Below are 17,325 nucleotides of genomic sequence, written 5' to 3' on the forward strand. Positions count from 1 at the left end.
CGCTGTCGGCGCCTCGCGCGCCGCGGTCGACGCCGGCTACATCGCGCAGTCCCACCAGGTCGGCCAGACCGGTGTGTCCGTGTCCCCGCAGCTCTACGTCGCGCTCGGCATCTCCGGGGCGATCCAGCACAAGGCGGGCATGCAGACCTCGAAGACGATCGTCGCGGTCAACAAGGACGGCGAAGCGCCGATCTTCGACATCGCCGACTTCGGCGTCGTCGGCGACCTCTTCAAGGTCGTCCCCCAGGCCGTCGAGACCCTGAAAGCGAAACAGGGCTGATATGGCCACCTTCTCCAACACGCTGCGCTCGGGTCTGCCCCGGGTCTCCGGCGGCGATCCGTGGCCGCCGGAGGGCACGGTGGGTCAGGCTGTCGAGTGGGAATCCCGGGAATGGGTGAGCGCCGAGGCGGGCGCTGCTGAGCCTGCGGGTGCGGTTGATTCTGCGGGTGGCGTTGATGCTGGCGCTCCCGTCGATTCTGCGGGCGCCGTCGAATCTGGGGTTGCCGTCGATTCGGGTGCCGTCACCGAGGTGACTGCTGCCGAGACCTCGACCGTGGGCTCCGTCGAACCGGATGCGACCGGTGTCGAACCTGGTCTTGACTCCGGAGTCGACGAGACCGTCGCCGTTGAGGCCGACGGTGGGGCCGACGTCGAGGTGCCTGCCGGTGCGTCGACCGACGCTGGTGCCTTGAGCGACGCAGGTGCCTCGAGCGATGCCGGCGCACAGGATGTCGCTGCCGGCGCGGGTGCCGGTGCAGCTGTTGGAGCAGGCGCGGCGGATTCGGCCCCCGCGGCCGAGGTGCCCCTGCGCCGTGGACTTCCCCGCGTGAGCGGTGGAGAGGCATGGCCGCCGGAAGGGTTTGCCCCCGCCGGAGTCAAGGCGCCGAGGCAGGCCGGTGGTGCTGCTGCCGCTGGTGCCGCGCCGGCCGAGCCCGGTGCGCCGATCGAACCTGGTGCGTCGGAAACCGGTGGCGGAGAAGCCGTCGTCGAGCAGACCTCCAGCACCGATGAAACGTCCGCCGAGGAAGCGTCAGGCCAGGGCGTTGCTGCGGGTGCAGAGCCGACCGAGACCACCTCCGGCGCAGAGGAGACCGACGCCGCTGCTGTTGTGGCAGGCGCGGGCGCTGCCGCCGGGGCAGGCGTTGCCGGAGCCGGCGTCGCCGCTGCCTCTGCCGGAGAAGACGCCGCATCGGTGCCGTTGCGCCGTGGGCTGCCTCGCCGGTCAGGTGGGGACGCATGGCCGCCGGAGGGCCTCGCCCCTGCGGGGGTCAAGGGACCCTCGGCGAGTGCAACGCCTCCTGCCGCGACCGCTGAGTCCGGAACACCCGTTGCCGGTGACCAGGCTGCTGACTCTGCCGCCGCGGACGGTGTGCCTGCGGACACTGTGACCGCGACAGAGACCACTTCCGCTGCCTCGGCAGGTGCTGGTGGAGCTGCTCCCGCTGCCGCGGCACCTGCCGCCGGTGGGGCGACAACTGCGTCGGCCGCCGAGCTCAGCGATGTTCCGCTGCGCCGCGGTCTGCCGCGCACCGCCGGCGGCGACCCCTGGCCGCCCGAAGGCTTCGCCCCGGCAACGGCCACCGCGCCCACCGATGCGCAGCCGAAGACTGCACCAGCGGCCGATGCCACCGGTGCAGCGGACACCACCGACGCAGCAAGCACCGCGGGAGTCCCTGCCGCAGCTGCCGGTGCTGGGGTTGCCGGCGCCGTGGCCGCCGGTGCTGCCGCCTCGGCGAGTGGAGACACCGCGGAGAAGGGCAGCGCCGACACGGAGGCGGCGGCGGACGAACCCGCCAAGCCTGCGGGCCGCACAGGTCTGCCGAAGACCAGGACGGGCCTGCCGAAGTCCACCGGCCCCGACACCGGCAAGCCCGGCGACAAGCCCGCGGGACGGACCGGACTGCCGAAGACCGGCGGACCGGCGACGAAACCGGCCGAGAAGCCGGCGGCGAAGACCCCCGCCGCGGCAACCGGTGCGAAACCGGCAGCCGCAGGGTCGACGGCGGCCGCAGCGACCGCCTCGGCGGGAACAGCGGCGAAGTCCACCGCGGACTCGACGGCCGCGAAGTCGACCGGGGGGTCCACGGCCGCGAAGTCGACCACCTCGGCGAAACCCGCCTCCGACAAGCCCGCCTCCGCCGCACCCGCCAAGCGCGATCCGATCATGATCGGGTCGAAGTCGCTGGGACAGTGGATCGGTCTCGGGTCGCTCGGACTCGGTGGGCTCATCGTCGCCGCAGGCATCCTCATCCTCGCCGCACGCGGAGTCACGACTCTGCCCGGTGTGCCGGGATTCCTCGAGCGCTACCCGGGCGAATACCACCTGCCCGACTTCGTCGAACCGGGCTTCCCGGCGTGGGCGCGGTGGACGCACTTCCTCAACTTCTTCTTCATGGTGCTCATCATCCGCACGGGTCTGCAGGTGCGTCACCAGCAGAAGCCTCCGGCGTTCTACACGCCGAAGAACGGCGGGAAGAAGATCAGCATCAACCTGTGGCTGCACACGAGCCTCGACGTTCTCTGGCTGCTCAACGGCGTCGTCTTCGTCGTCCTCCTCTTCGTGTCCGGCCACTGGGCGCGCATCGTGCCGACCAGCTGGGAGGTCTTCCCGAATGCCCTCTCGGCAATGCTGCAGTACATGACCCTGGAATGGCCGATGGAGGACGCGTGGGTCAACTACAACTCGCTCCAGCAGCTCATGTACTTCATCGTCGTCTTCATCGCCGCCCCCCTGGCCGCGATCACAGGTGTGCGCATGAGCGAGTGGTGGCCGAAGAACGCGACGACGCTGAATAAGATCTACCCGGCCCCGCTGGCGCGGGCGATCCACTTCCCGACGATGATCTTCTTCGTGTTCTTCATCGCCGTCCACGTGTTCCTGGTCTTCACGACCGGACTGCGGCAGAACCTCGGCTACATGTTCGCCGGGACGAACGTCCTGGGCTGGGCGGGCGTCATCTGGTTCCTCGTGGCGGTGGCCGTCGTCGTCGGCGCATGGTTCGCCGCCAGACCGCTTGTGCTCGCACCGATCGCGAACCTCTTCGGCAGGGTGTCGAGCAGGTAGGACACATGTCAGAGGGCCCCGAGTGAGATCACGTCACTCGGGGCACTCGTGTTTCTGCGGGAAAATTCGGTCTGCGCCGCCTCCACTGCGATTGTGCGCCAGGTCCATGGCGATCTCGACGCGAATTTCGCCATGAACCTGGCGCGGAATCCCAGGGGCGCCATGAACCTGGCGCAGAATTCCAGGGCGCTGGCAGTCAGGCGGGGATGCGCACGCGCTCGACGAACTCGACGACGGCCTCCTCGAGCTGCTGCAGTCCGGGCTCCTCGAGAGGGAAGTGACCTGCGCGGTCGAGGATGACCTCGGAGAACAGCTCCGGATCGAGTCGGGACACGACCGGCGTCGACAGATCCCGCGGGGTCCACCGGTCCTCGCCGGGCTGGGTGAGGAGGACGGGGCACGCATCGAAGTCCGCCGGCTCGACGGCCGGGACGTACGTGGCGTAGTCGGCGAGGAAGCGCAGCCACATCGCATTGCCCGCCGAGGTCGCATCGGCGAGGAAGACCTTCATCGCGCCCGGGTCGTTGGCTAACGCCGACATCTTCGACGCCAGACGCATCGGGTAGCGGATGCTCTTCAGCGGAGTCCTCGCCATGAGGCGCACCCAGGGCATGCCGAGACGGGCGGTGATGAGGCTGCGCGCCGTCCAATCGACGACCTCCTGATGGCGCTGATCGAGGAATGTCATGCCGACGATGCCCCTCAGAGCACCCGGTGCGGCCTTCGCGGCGACATGGTAGGCGAGCATGCCGCCGGCCGACAGGCCGTAGAGCACCGTGGGCTTCGGGTCCCGCGCCTGCTCGGCGGCGAGGAAGTCGATGACCATGTCGACCCAGTCGGCATACGACGGCGTGTACCCGGACTCGACCCGCGTCATCCCGTAGCCGAGATTGTCGAGCGCGACGACGTCATAGCCCTGCCGGGCCAGCGGAGCACCGAGGATGAGCGACATCTGGCGACCGTTCGTCCCGACGCCGTGGTGGAGGATGACACGGGCCTTCGCATCGGGTCGGCGATAGCGATCAAGATGGATCCAGTGCCCCCGCCACCCCCAGAACTCCTCGTCGGGAGCGGAGGTCTCGTCGAGTCGCAATCGCTCGGGCAGGAACTCCTGGAGGTCCTGCCACGCCTGCTGATTCTGATAGAGCGCTGCGCTTGCCATGCGTGTCCTCACGTCGACGATGACAACACCTTACGACAGAAATGACACTGAGTGTCAATACTGGCCCGTGCGTACAATGCTGGAATGGACCTGCCCTCCCTGCGCGATCGCAAGCGCCTCCTCATCCAGGAGGACATCATGGCGGTCGCCCTCCGACTGTTCCGCGAGCGCGGCTACGAGGCGACGACCGTCGACGACCTCGCCGCCGCCTCGGGGATGTCGCGGCGCACGTTCTTCCGCTACTTCCCGTCGAAGGAGGACGTCCTCGCGGGGAAGTGGACGGCGATGGGCGAGGGGATCGTCGTCGCGCTCATGGAGCGTCCCGCCGACGAGGAGCCGTGGACCTCGCTGCGCGCGTCGCTGACTGGCGTCGTCGACCACTACGCCGATCCTGCGCGGCGCACCGACAGCTATGCCCTCGACGAGGTCGTCGATTCCACGCCGTCCCTGCGCGCGGCATTCGTCGCGAAGGTCGACATCCTCGCCGAGGCGCTCTCCGCCGTTCTCGTCTCCCGCGGAGTCGCCGAGGTGAGGGCGCAGATGCTCGCCCGAGCATGCGGGGCAGCGCTGACGGTCGCGATGCGGCAGGCGCGCGCCACCGGCGCCGAGGGCATCGCCGACGACCTCGATCGGGCGATGGGAGTGCTCACCCCGGGGATGTGAGCGCCTCTATGCGAGGGCCTTGCGGACGGTGGCCTCGAATTCGCGGACGTGTTCGCCGGCCAGCGCGCTGACGGCGAGTTCGTCGCCGGCGAGGATGCCCTCGAGCAGGGAGATGTGCTCGCGGATGTGGCCGAGCAGGTCGGGGATCTTCGGCAGGACGAGGCACCAGATCCGGGTGGCGAGGTCGTCGAGGCGCACGAGCGTCTCCTGGAGGTGGATGTTGTCGACGGCGCGGTAGATGAGGCGGTGGACCTCGAGGTCGCGTTCGATGAGGGTGCGTGCGTCGAGGCCGGCCCTGAGCTCGCCGAGTTCGGCGATCGTCGCCGCGAACTCCTCGCGCAGCTCCGGCGTGATGTTCCGGGCGGCACGCGTGGCGGCAATGGGCTCGAGCGCCTGGCGCATCTCCGTGATCGCCGCGAGGTCCGTGATGTCGACATTGGCCGCGAACGTCCCGCGTCGCGGGTAGGACACGACGAGGTGGGCCCCCTCGAGGCGTTTGAGGGCCTCGCGGATCGGGGTGCGCCCGACCTCGAGTTCGGCGCTCAGCGCCGCCTCGTTGATGACGTCACCGGGAGCGATGTCGAGCATGACGAGCCGATGACGCAGCGCCTCGTACGCGCGGTCGGCCAGAGACGAGCTGCTCGCCGAGGTGTCCGCCGTCGTTGTCATCCCACTCCTCCATGCGTCGTCGAGCCGGCCCGGGCGGTGCGGCCCGGGCGGGTGGACAGGCCGGGTGGCCAGGTCGGGGAAAAGTTCTCCCACACCCATTGCCACGGCTGAAATTCTGCGCCTAGACTACAGGAACACAGCTGATATATTAGTTGACGATTAACGATCGAGGGAGATCGCATGACCGAGCAGCTCGCAGGAACCGCGGACGCGCAGTCCGGGACGCCTGGAACGCCTGGGACCGAGTCCGGGACGCCGCAGCCCCCGGGTGCCGGAACGACAGCGGCCCTGCCCACCGACTTCCCCAGTCGCGCCCCCGAGGAGCTGAGCACTCCGCTCGCGCAGCTCGACCCGGAGATCGCCGGCTTCATCGACGCCGAACTCGGCCGTCAGCGCGAGGGCCTGGAGATGATCGCCTCGGAGAACCACACTGCCACCGCCGTCATGGAGGCGCAGGGCTCGGTGCTGACGAACAAGTACGCCGAGGGTTACCCGGGCCGGCGCTACTACGGCGGCTGCGAATTCGTCGACGAGGTCGAGCGTCTCGCGATCGCCCGGGTCAAGGACCTCTTCGGGGCGGCCTTCGCGAACGTCCAGCCGCACTCCGGTGCCCAGGCCAACGCCTCGGTGATGCACGCCCTCATCCGTCCCGGCGACACCGTCCTCGGCCTCGACCTCGCCCACGGCGGCCACCTCACCCACGGGATGAAGCTCAACTTCTCCGGTCGCCTCTACGACATCGTCGCCTACGGCGTCGACGACGACACCCACCGCGTCGACATGGCCGAGGTCGCCCGTCTGGCCCGCGAGCACCAGCCGAAGCTCATCGTCGCCGGGTGGTCGGCGTACTCGCGGCAGCTCGACTTCGCCGAGTTCCGGCGCATCGCCGACGAGGTCGGCGCCTACCTCATGGTCGACATGGCCCACTTCGCCGGCCTCGTCGCCGCGGGCCTCCACCCCTCCCCGGTGCCGCACGCCCACGTCGTCACCTCGACGACGCACAAGACCCTCGGCGGTCCCCGCGGCGGTATCATCCTGACCAATGACGCCGAGGTGGCGAAGAAGGTGAATTCGGCCGTCTTCCCCGGTCAGCAGGGCGGACCGCTCGAACATGTCATCGCCGGCAAGGCCGTGGCCTTCGGGCTGGCCGCGACCGAGGAGTTCGCCGACAAACAGCGCCGGACCCTCGCCGGCGCCGCCGAACTCGCCCGCCGCCTCGGCGAGGATGACGTGGCGGAGCGCGGCATCACGATCGTCACCGGCGGCACCGACGTCCACCTCGTCCTCGTCGACCTCCGCGACTCCGTCCTCGACGGGGCGCAGGCCGAGGATCTCCTCGCGCGGATCGGGATCACCGTCAACCGCAACGCCGTGCCGAACGATCCGCGTCCGCCCATGGTCACCTCGGGGCTGCGCATCGGCACGCCTGCGCTCGCCAGCCGCGGTTTCGGGTCCGCCGCCTTCGCCGAGGTGGCCGACATCATCGCCGAGGTCCTCACCGCCGGCACCGACGAAGACGGACCGAGCCAGGAGACGATCGACGACCTCGGCGCCCGGGTCTCCCGCCTCGCCGCCGACCACCCGCTCTACCCGCACCTCACCCCGATCGGAGCACGCTGATGGCCGACCACCTGCCCGAACACCCCGACTTCCTGTGGCGCAATCCCGAGCCGAAGGCCTCCTACGACGCCGTCATCGTCGGCGGCGGGGGACACGGACTCGCGACCGCGTACTACCTCGCGAAGAACCACGGGATGACGAACATCGCGATCCTCGAGCGCGGGTGGCTGGCCGGGGGCAACATGGCCCGGAACACGACGATCATCCGTTCGAACTACCTGTGGGACGAGTCCGCGGCGATCTACGAGCACTCGCTCCGTCTCTGGGAGCAGCTGCCCGAGGAGCTCGACTACGACTTCCTCTTCTCCCAGCGCGGCGTGCTCAACCTCGCCCACACGCTCGGCGACGTCCGGGAGTCGCAGCGCCGCGTCGGTGCCAACGTCCTCAACGGCATCGATGCCGAATGGCTCGACCCGAGCCAGGTCAAGGAGGTCTGCCCGATCATCAACATCGGCGACGACCTGCGCTACCCCGTCATGGGGGCGACGTACCAGCCGCGGGCGGGCATCGCCAAGCACGACCACGTCGCCTGGGCGTTCGCCCGCAAGGCCGACGCGATGGGCGTCGACATCATCCAGAACTGCGAGGTCACCGACGTCTACCGCGACGGCGACCAGGTCATCGGCGTCGAGACGAACCTCGGGCGGATCGCCACGGAGAAGGTCGCGATCGCCGTCGCCGGCCACACCTCGGTGGTCGCCGCCATGGCCGGCATCCGCGTGCCCATCCAATCCCACCCGCTGCAGGCGCTCGTCTCCGAGCTCTTCGAGCCCGTCCACCCGACGGTCGTCATGTCCAACCACGTCCACGTCTACGTCTCCCAGGCCCACAAGGGCGAACTCGTCATGGGCGCCGGCGTCGACTCGTACAAAGGCTACGGGCAGCGCGGCGGCTTCCACATCATCGAGGAGCAGCTCGCCGCCGCCGTCGAGCTCTTCCCGATCTTCGCCCGCGCGCATGTCCTGCGGACGTGGGGCGGAATCGTCGACGTCACCCTCGACGCGTCCCCGATCGTGTCGAAGACGGAAGTCGACGGCCTCTACGTCAACTGCGGATGGGGGACCGGCGGGTTCAAGGGCACCCCGGGGGCGGGCTTCACGTTCGCCCACACCATCGCCAATGACGAGCCGCACGCGCTCAACGCCCCGTTCGCACTCGACCGGTTCGAGACCGGCCATCTCATCGACGAACACGGCGCCGCCGCCGTGGCCCACTGAGGGAGAGGGACTGCCATGCTGCTCATCACCTGCCCGAACTGCGGGGCCCGCGACGAATCCGAATTCGCCTACGGAGGTCAGGCGCACGTGCCCTACCCGGAGGATCCGTACGCGCTCACCGACCGCGAATGGGCCGAATACCTCTTCTACCGCGACAACGACCGCGGGCTCTTCGCCGAACGCTGGTGCCACAGCCTCGGCTGCCGGAAGTGGTTCAACGCGATCCGCGACACCGTGACCTATGACTTCGCCGCCGTCTACCCGATGGGACAGCCGCGGCCCGCCGAATTCGAAGGAGGCCTCAAGCGATGACCTCGACGCACACCGACTCTCACGCTGGGTCGCCCGCAGGCTCGGACGCTGCGACCGGCACCGGCTCGGACGCCGCGACCAGCGCGTCAGCGACCGGGCAGCGCGAGCGTCTCCCGCACGCGACCGGCATCGACCGCACCCGGCCGCTGACCTTCCGCGTCGACGGCCGGACCTTCACCGGGTTCGCCGGGGACACGATCGCCAGTGCCCTCATCGCCGCCGGCCGCCTCGACTGCGGGAACTCGACGTATCTCGACCGGCCGCGGGGAATCCTGGGCGCCGGGGTCGAGGAGCCCAACGCCCTCGTCCGCGTCCACGCCCCCGACAGCGCCGAGGTGGCCGAATCGATGCTCCCGGCAACCCGCGTCCTCATCCGCGAGGGCATGGAGGCCGACTACCTCTCCGGGCTCGGCATCCTCGACCCCGGCCGCGACGACGCCGTCTACGAGCACACGCACACCCACACCGACGTCCTCGTCGTCGGTGCCGGTCCCGCCGGGCTCGCCGCCGCCCGGGAGGCCGCGAAGTCAGGGGCCCGCGTCCTCCTCCTCGACGACGAACCCGTCCCCGGCGGGGCGCTCCTCGTCGCTCCCGCCGAGGCCATCGACGGGGTGCCGGCCCCGGAGTGGATCACCTCGACCCTCGCCGAGGCGACCGCCGCCGAGGAGTTCACCTACGTTCCCCGCACGACCGTCTTCGGCAGCTACGACTCGAACTACTTCGTCGCCCTCGAGGACCGCACCGGCGCCGAGGCGGGGCCCCGGCAGCGCGTGTGGCACATCCGTGCCGGTCAGGTCGTCCTCGCCACCGGAGCGCACGAACGTCCCATCGTCTTCGCCGACAACGACCGTCCCGGCATCATGCTCGCCTCCGCCGTGCGGACCTACCTGGGTCGCTACGGCGTCGTCGCCGGGCAGCGGGTGGCGATCGCGACGACGAACGACTCCGCCTACGACCTCGTCGGTGACCTCACCGCCGTCGGAGTCGAGGTCGTCGCCGTCATCGACTCCCGCGCCACCGCCTCGGCGCGGGCCTCCCAGGTCGCCGCCGACACCGGTGTGCGCCTCATCCTCGGCGCCGCGGTCACCGGCACGGCAGGAGAGGGCCCGGCCGGACGGATCTCGGGGATCACCGTCTCCGCGCTCGATGACGACGCGGTCGCCGCACCCGGCGGCGAGGACATCGCCGTCGACCTCCTCGCCGTCTCCGGCGGCCACTCGCCGGTCATCCACCTCCACGGTCAGCGGCGCGGCCCTATCGCCTGGGACGCCGACATCGCCGCCTTCGTGCCCACCGCCCCCGTCCGCGACCAGGCCACGGTCGGGGCGATGACCGGGGACTATGCGCTCGCCTCGGCGCTGCGGCAGGGCGCGGAGGCAGGCCACGCCGCCGCGGCGGCCACCGGCTTCGACGCCGAGCTGACCATCCCGCGCCCCGACACGCCCGACACGGCCCCCGCACCTCATCGACCCCTGTGGGCGGTCACCTCGGCCGAGGACGATCCCGGCGCGCTGACCACGCACTTCGTCGATTTCCAGCGCGACCAGAGCGTCGCCGACATCCTCCGGGCGATGAACGCCGGCATGCGCTCGGTCGAGCACATCAAGCGGTACACGTCGATCTCGACGGCCAACGACCAGGGCAAGACCTCGGCGGTCAACACGATCGGAACGATCGCCTCGGTGCTCGGGGAGGACAACCTCGGCGAGGTCGGCCACACGACGTTCCGCGCCCCCTTCACCCCGGTCGCGTTCGCGGCGCTGGCCGGGCGGCGCAAGGGGGAGCTCTTCGATCCCGCTCGGGTCACGTCGATCCATCCGTGGCATGTCGCCCACGGGGCGGAGTTCGAGGACGTCGGGCAGTGGAAGCGGCCGTGGTATTACCCGCAGCCGGGGGAGGACATGGACGCCGCGGTGCTGCGCGAATGCCGGGCGGTGCGGGAGTCCGTCGGGTTCCAGGACGCGTCGACGCTCGGCAAGATCGAGATCCGCGGCACCGATGCCGGGAGGTTCCTCGGGCGGATCTACACGAACGGGTTCGCCAAGCTCGGGGTCGGCAAGGCCCGCTATGGGCTCATGTGCACCCCGGACGGGATGATCTTCGACGACGGGGTGACCCTGCGCGTGGCCGAGGACCGGTACTACATGACGACGACGACCGGCGGGGCGGCGAAGGTCCTCGACTGGCTTGAGGAATGGCACCAGACGGAATGGCCCGAGCTCGACGTCGTCTTCACCTCGGTGACGGAGGAATGGGCGACCGTCGCCGTCGCCGGACCGAAGTCGCGGGAGGTCATCGCCCAGGTCGCCCCCGACCTCGACGTGTCCAATGAGGCGTTCGGCTTCATGGAGTTCCGGCACACGACGCTGGCGAACGGGATCCCGGCGCGGATCTGCCGGATCTCGTTCTCCGGTGAGCTCGCGTTCGAGATCAACGTCGAAGCCTTCTACGGGCTGGCCGTGTGGGAGATGGTCGCCGAGGCGGGAGCCGAGTTCGACATCACCCCGTACGGCACGGAGACGATGCACGTGCTGCGCGCGGAGAAGGGGTTCATCATCGTCGGGCAGGACACCGACGGGACCGTCACCCCGGCCGATGCGGGGATGGAGTGGATCGTCTCGAAGGTCAAGGACTTCATCGGCAAACGCTCGTACACCCGCGTCGACACCGCGCGGGAGGACCGCAAGCACCTCGTCGGGGTGCTCCCCGTCGACGGAGAGACCCGGCTGATCGAGGGCGCGCAGCTCGTCGCCGCGGACACCCCGATCACCCCTGAGGACGGCCCGGTGCCGATGATCGGGCACGTCACCTCGTCATATCTGTCCCCGACCCTGGACAGGCCGTTCGGGCTCGCGCTCGTGGAGAACGGTCGCAACCGCCTCGGCGAGATCGTCCGGTCACCGCTCGGTGACACGGTCATCGACGTCGAGATCACCTCACCTGTGTTCTACGATCCGGAAGGAGACCGGCGCGATGGCTGAGACCACCGACACCGTCCTCGATGACCTGCGGGTGTCCCCGGCCGCCCACCTCGCCGAGGCGATGGCTGAGGCGAGCACCGCCGAGGTGGGGCTGCGGGAACGTCCTTTCGCCGTCCAGATCGGCGTGCGCGCAGTGCCGGGGACCGCCTCGGCGCGGGCGATCGGATCCGCGCTGGGGATCACTCTGCCTGAGGCCGTCGGGGAGGTGACCGGGGAGGCGGCCGGGCGGCACACGCTGTGGCTGAGCCCCGACGAATTCCTCACCGTCGACGTCGCGGCCACGCAGCGCCCGGGGGAGACCGACGCCGCCGAGGCCGCGCTCGAGGGACTGCCCGGGCAGGTCGTCGAGCTCTCGGCGAACCGGACGATCCTCGAGCTCACGGGGCCACGGGCCCGGACCGTGCTCGAGAAGAGCTGCCGCGCCGACCTCCACCCGCGGGCGTTTCCTGTCGGGACGGCGATCGTCACGCAGCTCGGGCCGGTGCCCGTCCTCCTCCACCGGTCGGGGGAGGAGGAGTTCCGCGTGCTGCCGCGCTCGAGCTTCGCCGACTTCATGGTGCGGTGGCTGCTCGACGGGATGGCCGAGTTCACCGGGGGCTCCGGGGCTTCCGGAGCGTCTGGGGCCGCTGGGGTCACCGGGGCCGCGAACCACGATCGGAAGGGCTGAGCATGCCGGAATACGTCCTCTCCCTCGAATGCGATGAGCGTCGGGGAATCGTCCACTCACTCACCGGGGCGCTGCTCGAACACGGCGGTGACATCAGGGAGCTCAAGCAGTTCGACGACGCGCTGAGCAGGCGGTTCTTCCTCCGCGTCGAGTTCGAGCTCGAGACTGAGGCGCTCGAGGACCTGCGCAGTGAGATCGAGGCGGTCGCCGGGGACCTCGATGCCTCGTGGAACCTCTGGCCGAAGGGGGAGAAGCGCCGAGTCCTCATCATGGTCTCGAAGTTCGAGCACTGCCTCAACGATCTCCTCTTCCGCGCCCGGATCGGGGAGCTGCCCGTCGAGATCGCCGCGGTCGTGTCGAACCATCCTGACCATCGGGAGCTCGTCGAATGGCATCACGTGCCGTTCTTCCGGATCCCGGTGACCGCGGAGACGAAACCGGAGGCCGAGGCCAAGCTGCTCGACCTCGTCGACCGGTTCGAGATCGACCTCGTCGTCCTCGCCCGGTACATGCAGGTCCTCTCCGACGATCTGGCCCGTGAGCTCACGGGGCGGGCGATCAACATCCACCACTCGTTCCTCCCCTCGTTCAAGGGGGCGAAGCCCTACCACCAGGCGTACGAGCGGGGAGTGAAGACCGTGGGCGCGACCGCCCACTTCGTCAACAGCGAGCTGGATGAGGGGCCGATCATCGCCCAGGCCGTCACCGAGGTCGACCACGCCTTCGGTCCGCAGGATCTCGTCGCCGCCGGCCGCGACACCGAATGCAAGGCACTGTCGAACGCGGTGCGCTGGCACTGCGAGGGCCGGGTGTTCCTCAACGGGAAGCGCACCGTCGTCCTCCGGTAGGGGCGGGGTCGCAGGCGACTGCGGCGCTCAAGCCCGGCGGGCGGAATAGTCTGGCCGCGGCTGCGGTTCGCATGAATGCGCCGGTCGACTCCGGCGGGAGCGCCTCACACGAAAGGTTGAGCATGGCTGAGAACACCATCACGATGTACGGAGCGGAATGGTGCGGCGACTGCCGGCGCACGAAGAAGCAGCTGACCGAACTCGGCATCGACTTCGACTACATCGATCTCGTCGCCGAACCGGAGCGGGCCGACGATGCGAAGGCGATCTCGGGCCGGACGAACATCCCGGTCGTCGTCTACCCGGACGGTTCCCACCAGGTCGAGCCGACCAACCCCGAGGTCGAGACCAAGCTCAAGGACCTCGCCCTGCTCTGAAGTCCGCACTGAGACCGCCACTCAGCGCCGAGACCGACACTTCTGACTGTCCGTCTCGGCGCTAACTGTCCGTCTCGGCAGACGAGGACGAGCTCCCCGGCTCCGCGTCGGCGGCGAGCGCCTCGGCGATGATCTTCGCCTCCCGACGGAGCAGGGCGACGAGGTGCTCGACCCGCTGACCGGTGACGCGATCGGCGATCGAGGCGATCGACAGAGCAGCGCGCGGGCGCTCCCCGCGGACCTTGAGCGCGACTCCCACGGCCCACGACCCCTGCGCGAACAGTCCGGGGTTGTGGACGAAGCCGTCGATGCGGGCCTGGTCGATGATGTCGCGGAGCTGGTCGATGCGGACCTTCGGATACCGCTGCGCGAGGATCTGCTCGTTCGCCGCGAACAGGGCGTCCACCTCGGCGCCGGGAAGCTCCGCCATGATCGCGAGACTGCCGGCTCCGATGCCCAGCGGATGCCGGTCGCCGACGGCGAGGGCGTTGTTGAAGATCTCCCCGAAGCCCTCCTCGCGCCGCGCGCAGATCGAATAGCTGCCGGTGCGCAGGGTGAGGAACGCGGTGTCCTGGGTGATCTCGGCGAGCCGGAGCAGACTCGATTCGGACTCGATGACGAGGGGGTCGACGGACTTCTGCGCGAGCTGCCCGAGGATCTGCGACTGCACGCCGAGGCGGTACCCGCCCTCATCGAGGCGCTCGACATAGCCCATCGCGATGAGCGCCTGGAGCATCCGGTGGACGCTCGCCTTCGGCCGGCCGCTGATCGAGGCGATCTCCGACAGGCTCGCCCCGTTCTTCCCGTCGCTGGCCAGCAGACCGACGAGCCCCAGGAGCGACAGCGCCCGCTGGATGCTCTGCGCCCCGGTGCCCGGCTCGAGGTCGTCGACGGCGTGGGCGACGTTGAACGAGGCGGACCGGCGCAGGATCTTCCCCCGCATCTTCATCCGACCGATGTCCTCGGGATCCACGCCAGTGACCATGATCCGATTATCGCGCGCCGAGGCGGCCCCACCACGGAAGATCCATGATGTGGAACCTCGGCGACGGCAGAGCGGACACTGCTCGCCGTCCTGCCCCGCACCCCTATCGCCGAGGCGGATCGGGGGCTAGTCTCGAACCACTCGACAACCACATGCACCGCTGCATTGGGAGGACCGCCATGACCGCCACCTACACGTTCGACGTGTTCAGCAGCCTCAACTCGCGCGCCACCGTCTCCGAGGAATCCGACTGGGGCGGCTACTGGGGCAAGCAGGGTCCCGAACTCCTCGAGGAGCGCCTCGGCGAGTACTCCGGTGACCAGCGGCTCGTCCTCGGGGCGAACACGTACCGGGCGTTCGCCGCGATGATCGCCGCGGCCGGCGAGGACTCCGAGGTCTTCGACCCGTGGGTGACCGAGATGCGCAACCTCCCGACCACGGTCATCTCGAACACGCTGAGCGAACCGCTCGACTGGCCCGACGCGACATTGGTGCGCGGCGATGCCGTCGAGGTCGTCACCCGGCTCAAGGAGAGCTCCGATGTGCCGCTGCGCTCCCACGGCAGTCTCGCGATGAACCGCGCACTCATGGACGCCGGCCTCGTCGACCGCCTGCAGGTGACGATCTTCCCCGCCCTGACCGGCCGCACCGGAACCGAACCGATCTTCGACGGCGCCGAGGACTTCGACCTCGAACTCCTCTACTGCCGCACCCTCGACGGACGCACCCAGGAGCTCATCTACCGGCCCCACCTGCACTGAGCGTCTCACCTGCACTGGCTGGTTCACCTGCACTGACAGCGGGAGGGCGAGCCGCCTCGGCGCGGTCCTGAACGCTTGTGTCCACCGATCGGGGGACAGCGGTCGTCCACTGCTCGGGCGTTTCGGACGGATCCCGGTGCGCCGAGGATGGAACCATGGCTCACGCAATCACCGCCCGAGACCTCGTCCGGACCTACCGGAGACCCAAGCAGGACCCGTTCAACGCCGTCGACGGGATCGACCTCACGATCGGCGTCGGCGAGTGCTACTGCCTCCTCGGACCCAATGGGGCAGGGAAGTCGACGACGGTCGACATGCTCGACGGGGCCCTGAAGCCGACCTCCGGGGAGATCTCCGTCCTCGGATTCGTCCCCTACGACGCGCCCGCCGCGTTCCGATCCCGCATCGGCGTCGTCCTCCAGGAGGCCACCGACGGCTCCCACTTCACCGTGGCCCAGACCATGGGCCAGCTCGCGCACATCTACCCGCACCCGGCCGATGTCGACGAGCTCATCGCCGCCGTCGGCCTGACCGAGAAGGCGAACGACAAGGTCACCCGCCTCTCCGGTGGGCAGCGCCGCCGCCTCGACGTCGCTCTGGGGCTCGTCGGTCGCCCGGAGATCCTCTTCCTCGACGAGCCGACGACCGGATTCGATCCGGTCTCGAGACGGCAGTTCTGGGACCTCATCCGCAGACTCCACGGCGACGGCACGACGATCGTGCTCACGACGCACTACCTCGACGAGGCGGAGGCGCTCGCCGACCGCATCGGCATCATCAACCACGGAGTGCTCATCGATGAGGGTGCCCCTGACGACATCGGCGGACCGCTCGCCCGAGTGCCCCGCGTGCACTGGGTCGACGAGACCGGCGTCGACCGCGTCGAGCGCACAGCGACCCCGACGGCTCTCGTCGCGTCGCTGACCTCGCCGAACACGGCGGAGATCCCCGGTCTGCGGGTGGTGCGGCCGAGCCTCGAAGACGTCTACGTCGAGCTCATCGGCGGCGCCGACGACGGTGCTGCTGACGCTGTCGACAGCCCTGCGAGCGGCACTGCCGGCACCGCCTCGGCGGCATTTCCCAAACGATCACCCGAGACCACCGAGGCAAGGAGCCGACGATGAACGGACAGCACACCGCCGAGGTCGACCGACCGTCCGCGACCACGATCAGTCCCCAGTGGCGTCCGCCGGTGTTCGCGCTCGGCTGGCAGCGGACGAAGATCGAGATCGCCGTCCTCGCTCAGGACTATCTCTCCCTCTTCCTCGTCCTCTTCTTCCCCGCCCTGCTCATGCTCCTCTTCGGCGCGATCTTCGACGATATGCCGCCGCTGCCCGGCCCCGACGGACAGACTCTGTCCGTGGCCCAGACCTACCTGCCCGGACTCCTCGCCGTCGGCGCCGCGCTCAGCGGCTTCCAGAACCTCACGGGCTACGTCGCCGTCGACCGCTTCAACGGCACCATCCGCCGGCTCTCGGCCACCCCGCTGCCGGAGGTCAGCTACTTCCTCGGCAAGATCGGCATGACCCTCATCCTCGTCATCATCCAGAGCATCCTCCTCCTGCTCGTCGCCACGCTCGTCTTCGATGCGTCACTGCCGACGGACCCGCTGCGCTGGGCCGTCATCGTCGGCGTCATGCTGCTGTCGACGGCGGCCGGGGCCGTGCTCGGGATCGCTCTCGCCTCGGTCGCAAGAACCGAGCAGGCCGGTGCCACCCTCGCCGTCGTCCCGACGATGGTGCTCTCATTCATCTCCGGCGTCTACATGCTGCCGAGCCTCCTGCCGGACTGGCTGCTCGGCATCTCCGCGGTCTTCCCGCTGCGATGGACGGCCGTGGGACTCCAATACGCGTTCCTGCCCGAGTGGGCGTTCGACGCCCCGGAGATGAAGACCGCCGACCCGTGGCTGGGCGTCGGCATCATCGCCGCGTGGTTCGTGCTCGGACTGATCCTCGCGATGAAAACCTTCAAATGGAAGCAGAATGGCTCATAAGCTCA

Annotated in this window: 16 protein-coding genes; 13 read left to right on the forward strand and 3 right to left on the reverse strand. The window is 69.5% G+C overall.

Annotation, left to right across the window (positions count from 1 at the left end; translation table 11 throughout):
* The coding region (locus tag ABD154_RS03475; RefSeq protein ID WP_344250100.1) for an electron transfer flavoprotein subunit alpha/FixB family protein at positions 1 to 280 on the forward strand (280 nt) is incomplete at its 5' end.
* 1 nt (position 281) lies between these two features.
* A complete protein-coding gene (locus tag ABD154_RS03480; protein WP_198500172.1) occupies positions 282 to 3,065 on the forward strand; it encodes a cytochrome b/b6 domain-containing protein in 2,784 nt (927 codons plus the stop codon).
* A gap of 196 nt (positions 3,066 to 3,261) precedes the next feature.
* On the opposite strand, the gene ABD154_RS03485 is transcribed toward ABD154_RS03480, so the two are convergent.
* Positions 3,262 to 4,227, reverse strand: a complete 966-nt coding sequence (locus ABD154_RS03485; RefSeq protein ID WP_198500173.1) for an alpha/beta hydrolase — start codon at positions 4,225 to 4,227, stop codon at positions 3,262 to 3,264.
* A gap of 84 nt (positions 4,228 to 4,311) precedes the next feature.
* On the opposite strand from ABD154_RS03485, the gene ABD154_RS03490 reads away from it, so the two are divergent.
* Complete coding sequence (locus ABD154_RS03490) at positions 4,312 to 4,890, forward strand: TetR family transcriptional regulator (protein ID WP_198500174.1); 579 nt, start codon at positions 4,312 to 4,314, stop codon at positions 4,888 to 4,890.
* A gap of 6 nt (positions 4,891 to 4,896) precedes the next feature.
* Here ABD154_RS03490 and ABD154_RS03495 read toward each other — a convergent pair whose 3' ends face one another.
* Entirely contained in the window at positions 4,897 to 5,559 is a 663-nt protein-coding gene (locus ABD154_RS03495; protein WP_198500175.1) for a GntR family transcriptional regulator, read from the reverse strand.
* Positions 5,560 to 5,739: 180 nt separating this feature from the next.
* Between ABD154_RS03495 and glyA the strand changes: the two genes are divergently transcribed.
* The 7 genes from glyA (at position 5,740) to ABD154_RS03530 (ending at position 13,581) form a co-directional block, all read left to right on the forward strand.
* Positions 5,740 to 7,179, forward strand: coding sequence for a serine hydroxymethyltransferase (glyA, locus tag ABD154_RS03500; protein ID WP_269780031.1), 1,440 nt, complete (start codon positions 5,740 to 5,742; stop codon positions 7,177 to 7,179).
* The gene (locus ABD154_RS03505; RefSeq protein ID WP_344250106.1) at positions 7,179 to 8,396 is read left to right on the forward strand and encodes a sarcosine oxidase subunit beta family protein; all 1,218 of its coding nucleotides are present in this window, start codon (positions 7,179 to 7,181) and stop codon (positions 8,394 to 8,396) included. The genes glyA and ABD154_RS03505 overlap by 1 nt, the downstream gene beginning before the upstream one ends.
* Before the next feature lie 15 nt (positions 8,397 to 8,411).
* Positions 8,412 to 8,708 (forward strand): sarcosine oxidase subunit delta, encoded by a 297-nt coding sequence (locus tag ABD154_RS03510; protein ID WP_198500177.1) that lies wholly within the window; start codon positions 8,412 to 8,414, stop codon positions 8,706 to 8,708.
* A complete protein-coding gene (locus tag ABD154_RS03515; RefSeq protein WP_344250109.1) occupies positions 8,705 to 11,689 on the forward strand; it encodes a 2Fe-2S iron-sulfur cluster-binding protein in 2,985 nt (994 codons plus the stop codon). The genes ABD154_RS03510 and ABD154_RS03515 overlap by 4 nt, the downstream gene beginning before the upstream one ends.
* Positions 11,682 to 12,356, forward strand: coding sequence for a sarcosine oxidase subunit gamma (locus ABD154_RS03520; RefSeq protein WP_198500179.1), 675 nt, complete (start codon positions 11,682 to 11,684; stop codon positions 12,354 to 12,356). The genes ABD154_RS03515 and ABD154_RS03520 overlap by 8 nt, the downstream gene beginning before the upstream one ends.
* Positions 12,357 to 12,358: 2 nt before the next feature.
* Complete coding sequence (gene purU, locus ABD154_RS03525) at positions 12,359 to 13,204, forward strand: formyltetrahydrofolate deformylase (RefSeq protein ID WP_198500180.1); 846 nt, start codon at positions 12,359 to 12,361, stop codon at positions 13,202 to 13,204.
* Between the two features lie 122 nt (positions 13,205 to 13,326).
* Positions 13,327 to 13,581: a glutaredoxin family protein gene (locus tag ABD154_RS03530; RefSeq protein WP_198500181.1), complete on the forward strand. Its 255-nt coding sequence runs from the start codon at positions 13,327 to 13,329 to the stop codon at positions 13,579 to 13,581.
* Between the two features lie 61 nt (positions 13,582 to 13,642).
* Here ABD154_RS03530 and ABD154_RS03535 read toward each other — a convergent pair whose 3' ends face one another.
* A complete protein-coding gene (locus ABD154_RS03535) occupies positions 13,643 to 14,566 on the reverse strand; it encodes an IclR family transcriptional regulator (protein ID WP_198500182.1) in 924 nt (307 codons plus the stop codon).
* A gap of 179 nt (positions 14,567 to 14,745) precedes the next feature.
* On the opposite strand from ABD154_RS03535, the gene ABD154_RS03540 reads away from it, so the two are divergent.
* From ABD154_RS03540 to ABD154_RS03550, 3 genes are all read left to right on the forward strand, one after another.
* On the forward strand, positions 14,746 to 15,327 hold the full coding sequence (locus ABD154_RS03540; protein WP_198500183.1) for a dihydrofolate reductase family protein: 582 nt from the start codon (positions 14,746 to 14,748) through the stop codon (positions 15,325 to 15,327).
* A gap of 155 nt (positions 15,328 to 15,482) precedes the next feature.
* Positions 15,483 to 16,451: an ABC transporter ATP-binding protein gene (locus ABD154_RS03545; protein ID WP_344250113.1), complete on the forward strand. Its 969-nt coding sequence runs from the start codon at positions 15,483 to 15,485 to the stop codon at positions 16,449 to 16,451.
* Complete coding sequence (locus ABD154_RS03550; protein ID WP_198500185.1) at positions 16,448 to 17,320, forward strand: ABC transporter permease; 873 nt, start codon at positions 16,448 to 16,450, stop codon at positions 17,318 to 17,320. The genes ABD154_RS03545 and ABD154_RS03550 overlap by 4 nt, the downstream gene beginning before the upstream one ends.
* The last annotated feature ends 5 nt before the right edge of the window (positions 17,321 to 17,325 follow it).

The sequence above is a fragment of the Brevibacterium sanguinis genome (assembly GCF_039528855.1).
GTDB classification, from domain to species: domain Bacteria; phylum Actinomycetota; class Actinomycetes; order Actinomycetales; family Brevibacteriaceae; genus Brevibacterium; species Brevibacterium sanguinis.

What these genes read in the sequence shown, in the direction of transcription:
- ABD154_RS03490 (WP_198500174.1), top strand. Translation starts at nt 4,312, where the DNA reads ATGGACCTGCCCTCCCTGCGCGATCGCAAGCGCCTCCTCATCCAGGAG.
- ABD154_RS03540 (WP_198500183.1), top strand. Translation starts at nt 14,746, where the DNA reads ATGACCGCCACCTACACGTTCGACGTGTTCAGCAGCCTCAACTCGCGC.
- ABD154_RS03545 (WP_344250113.1), top strand. Translation starts at nt 15,483, where the DNA reads ATGGCTCACGCAATCACCGCCCGAGACCTCGTCCGGACCTACCGGAGA.
- purU (WP_198500180.1), top strand. Translation starts at nt 12,359, where the DNA reads ATGCCGGAATACGTCCTCTCCCTCGAATGCGATGAGCGTCGGGGAATC.
- ABD154_RS03535 (WP_198500182.1), bottom strand. Translation starts at nt 14,566, where the DNA reads ATGGTCACTGGCGTGGATCCCGAGGACATCGGTCGGATGAAGATGCGG.
- ABD154_RS03505 (WP_344250106.1), top strand. Translation starts at nt 7,179, where the DNA reads ATGGCCGACCACCTGCCCGAACACCCCGACTTCCTGTGGCGCAATCCC.
- ABD154_RS03480 (WP_198500172.1), top strand. Translation starts at nt 282, where the DNA reads ATGGCCACCTTCTCCAACACGCTGCGCTCGGGTCTGCCCCGGGTCTCC.
- ABD154_RS03550 (WP_198500185.1), top strand. Translation starts at nt 16,448, where the DNA reads ATGAACGGACAGCACACCGCCGAGGTCGACCGACCGTCCGCGACCACG.
- ABD154_RS03485 (WP_198500173.1), bottom strand. Translation starts at nt 4,227, where the DNA reads ATGGCAAGCGCAGCGCTCTATCAGAATCAGCAGGCGTGGCAGGACCTC.
- ABD154_RS03495 (WP_198500175.1), bottom strand. Translation starts at nt 5,559, where the DNA reads ATGACAACGACGGCGGACACCTCGGCGAGCAGCTCGTCTCTGGCCGAC.
- ABD154_RS03520 (WP_198500179.1), top strand. Translation starts at nt 11,682, where the DNA reads ATGGCTGAGACCACCGACACCGTCCTCGATGACCTGCGGGTGTCCCCG.
- ABD154_RS03530 (WP_198500181.1), top strand. Translation starts at nt 13,327, where the DNA reads ATGGCTGAGAACACCATCACGATGTACGGAGCGGAATGGTGCGGCGAC.
- ABD154_RS03510 (WP_198500177.1), top strand. Translation starts at nt 8,412, where the DNA reads ATGCTGCTCATCACCTGCCCGAACTGCGGGGCCCGCGACGAATCCGAA.
- glyA (WP_269780031.1), top strand. Translation starts at nt 5,740, where the DNA reads ATGACCGAGCAGCTCGCAGGAACCGCGGACGCGCAGTCCGGGACGCCT.
- ABD154_RS03515 (WP_344250109.1), top strand. Translation starts at nt 8,705, where the DNA reads ATGACCTCGACGCACACCGACTCTCACGCTGGGTCGCCCGCAGGCTCG.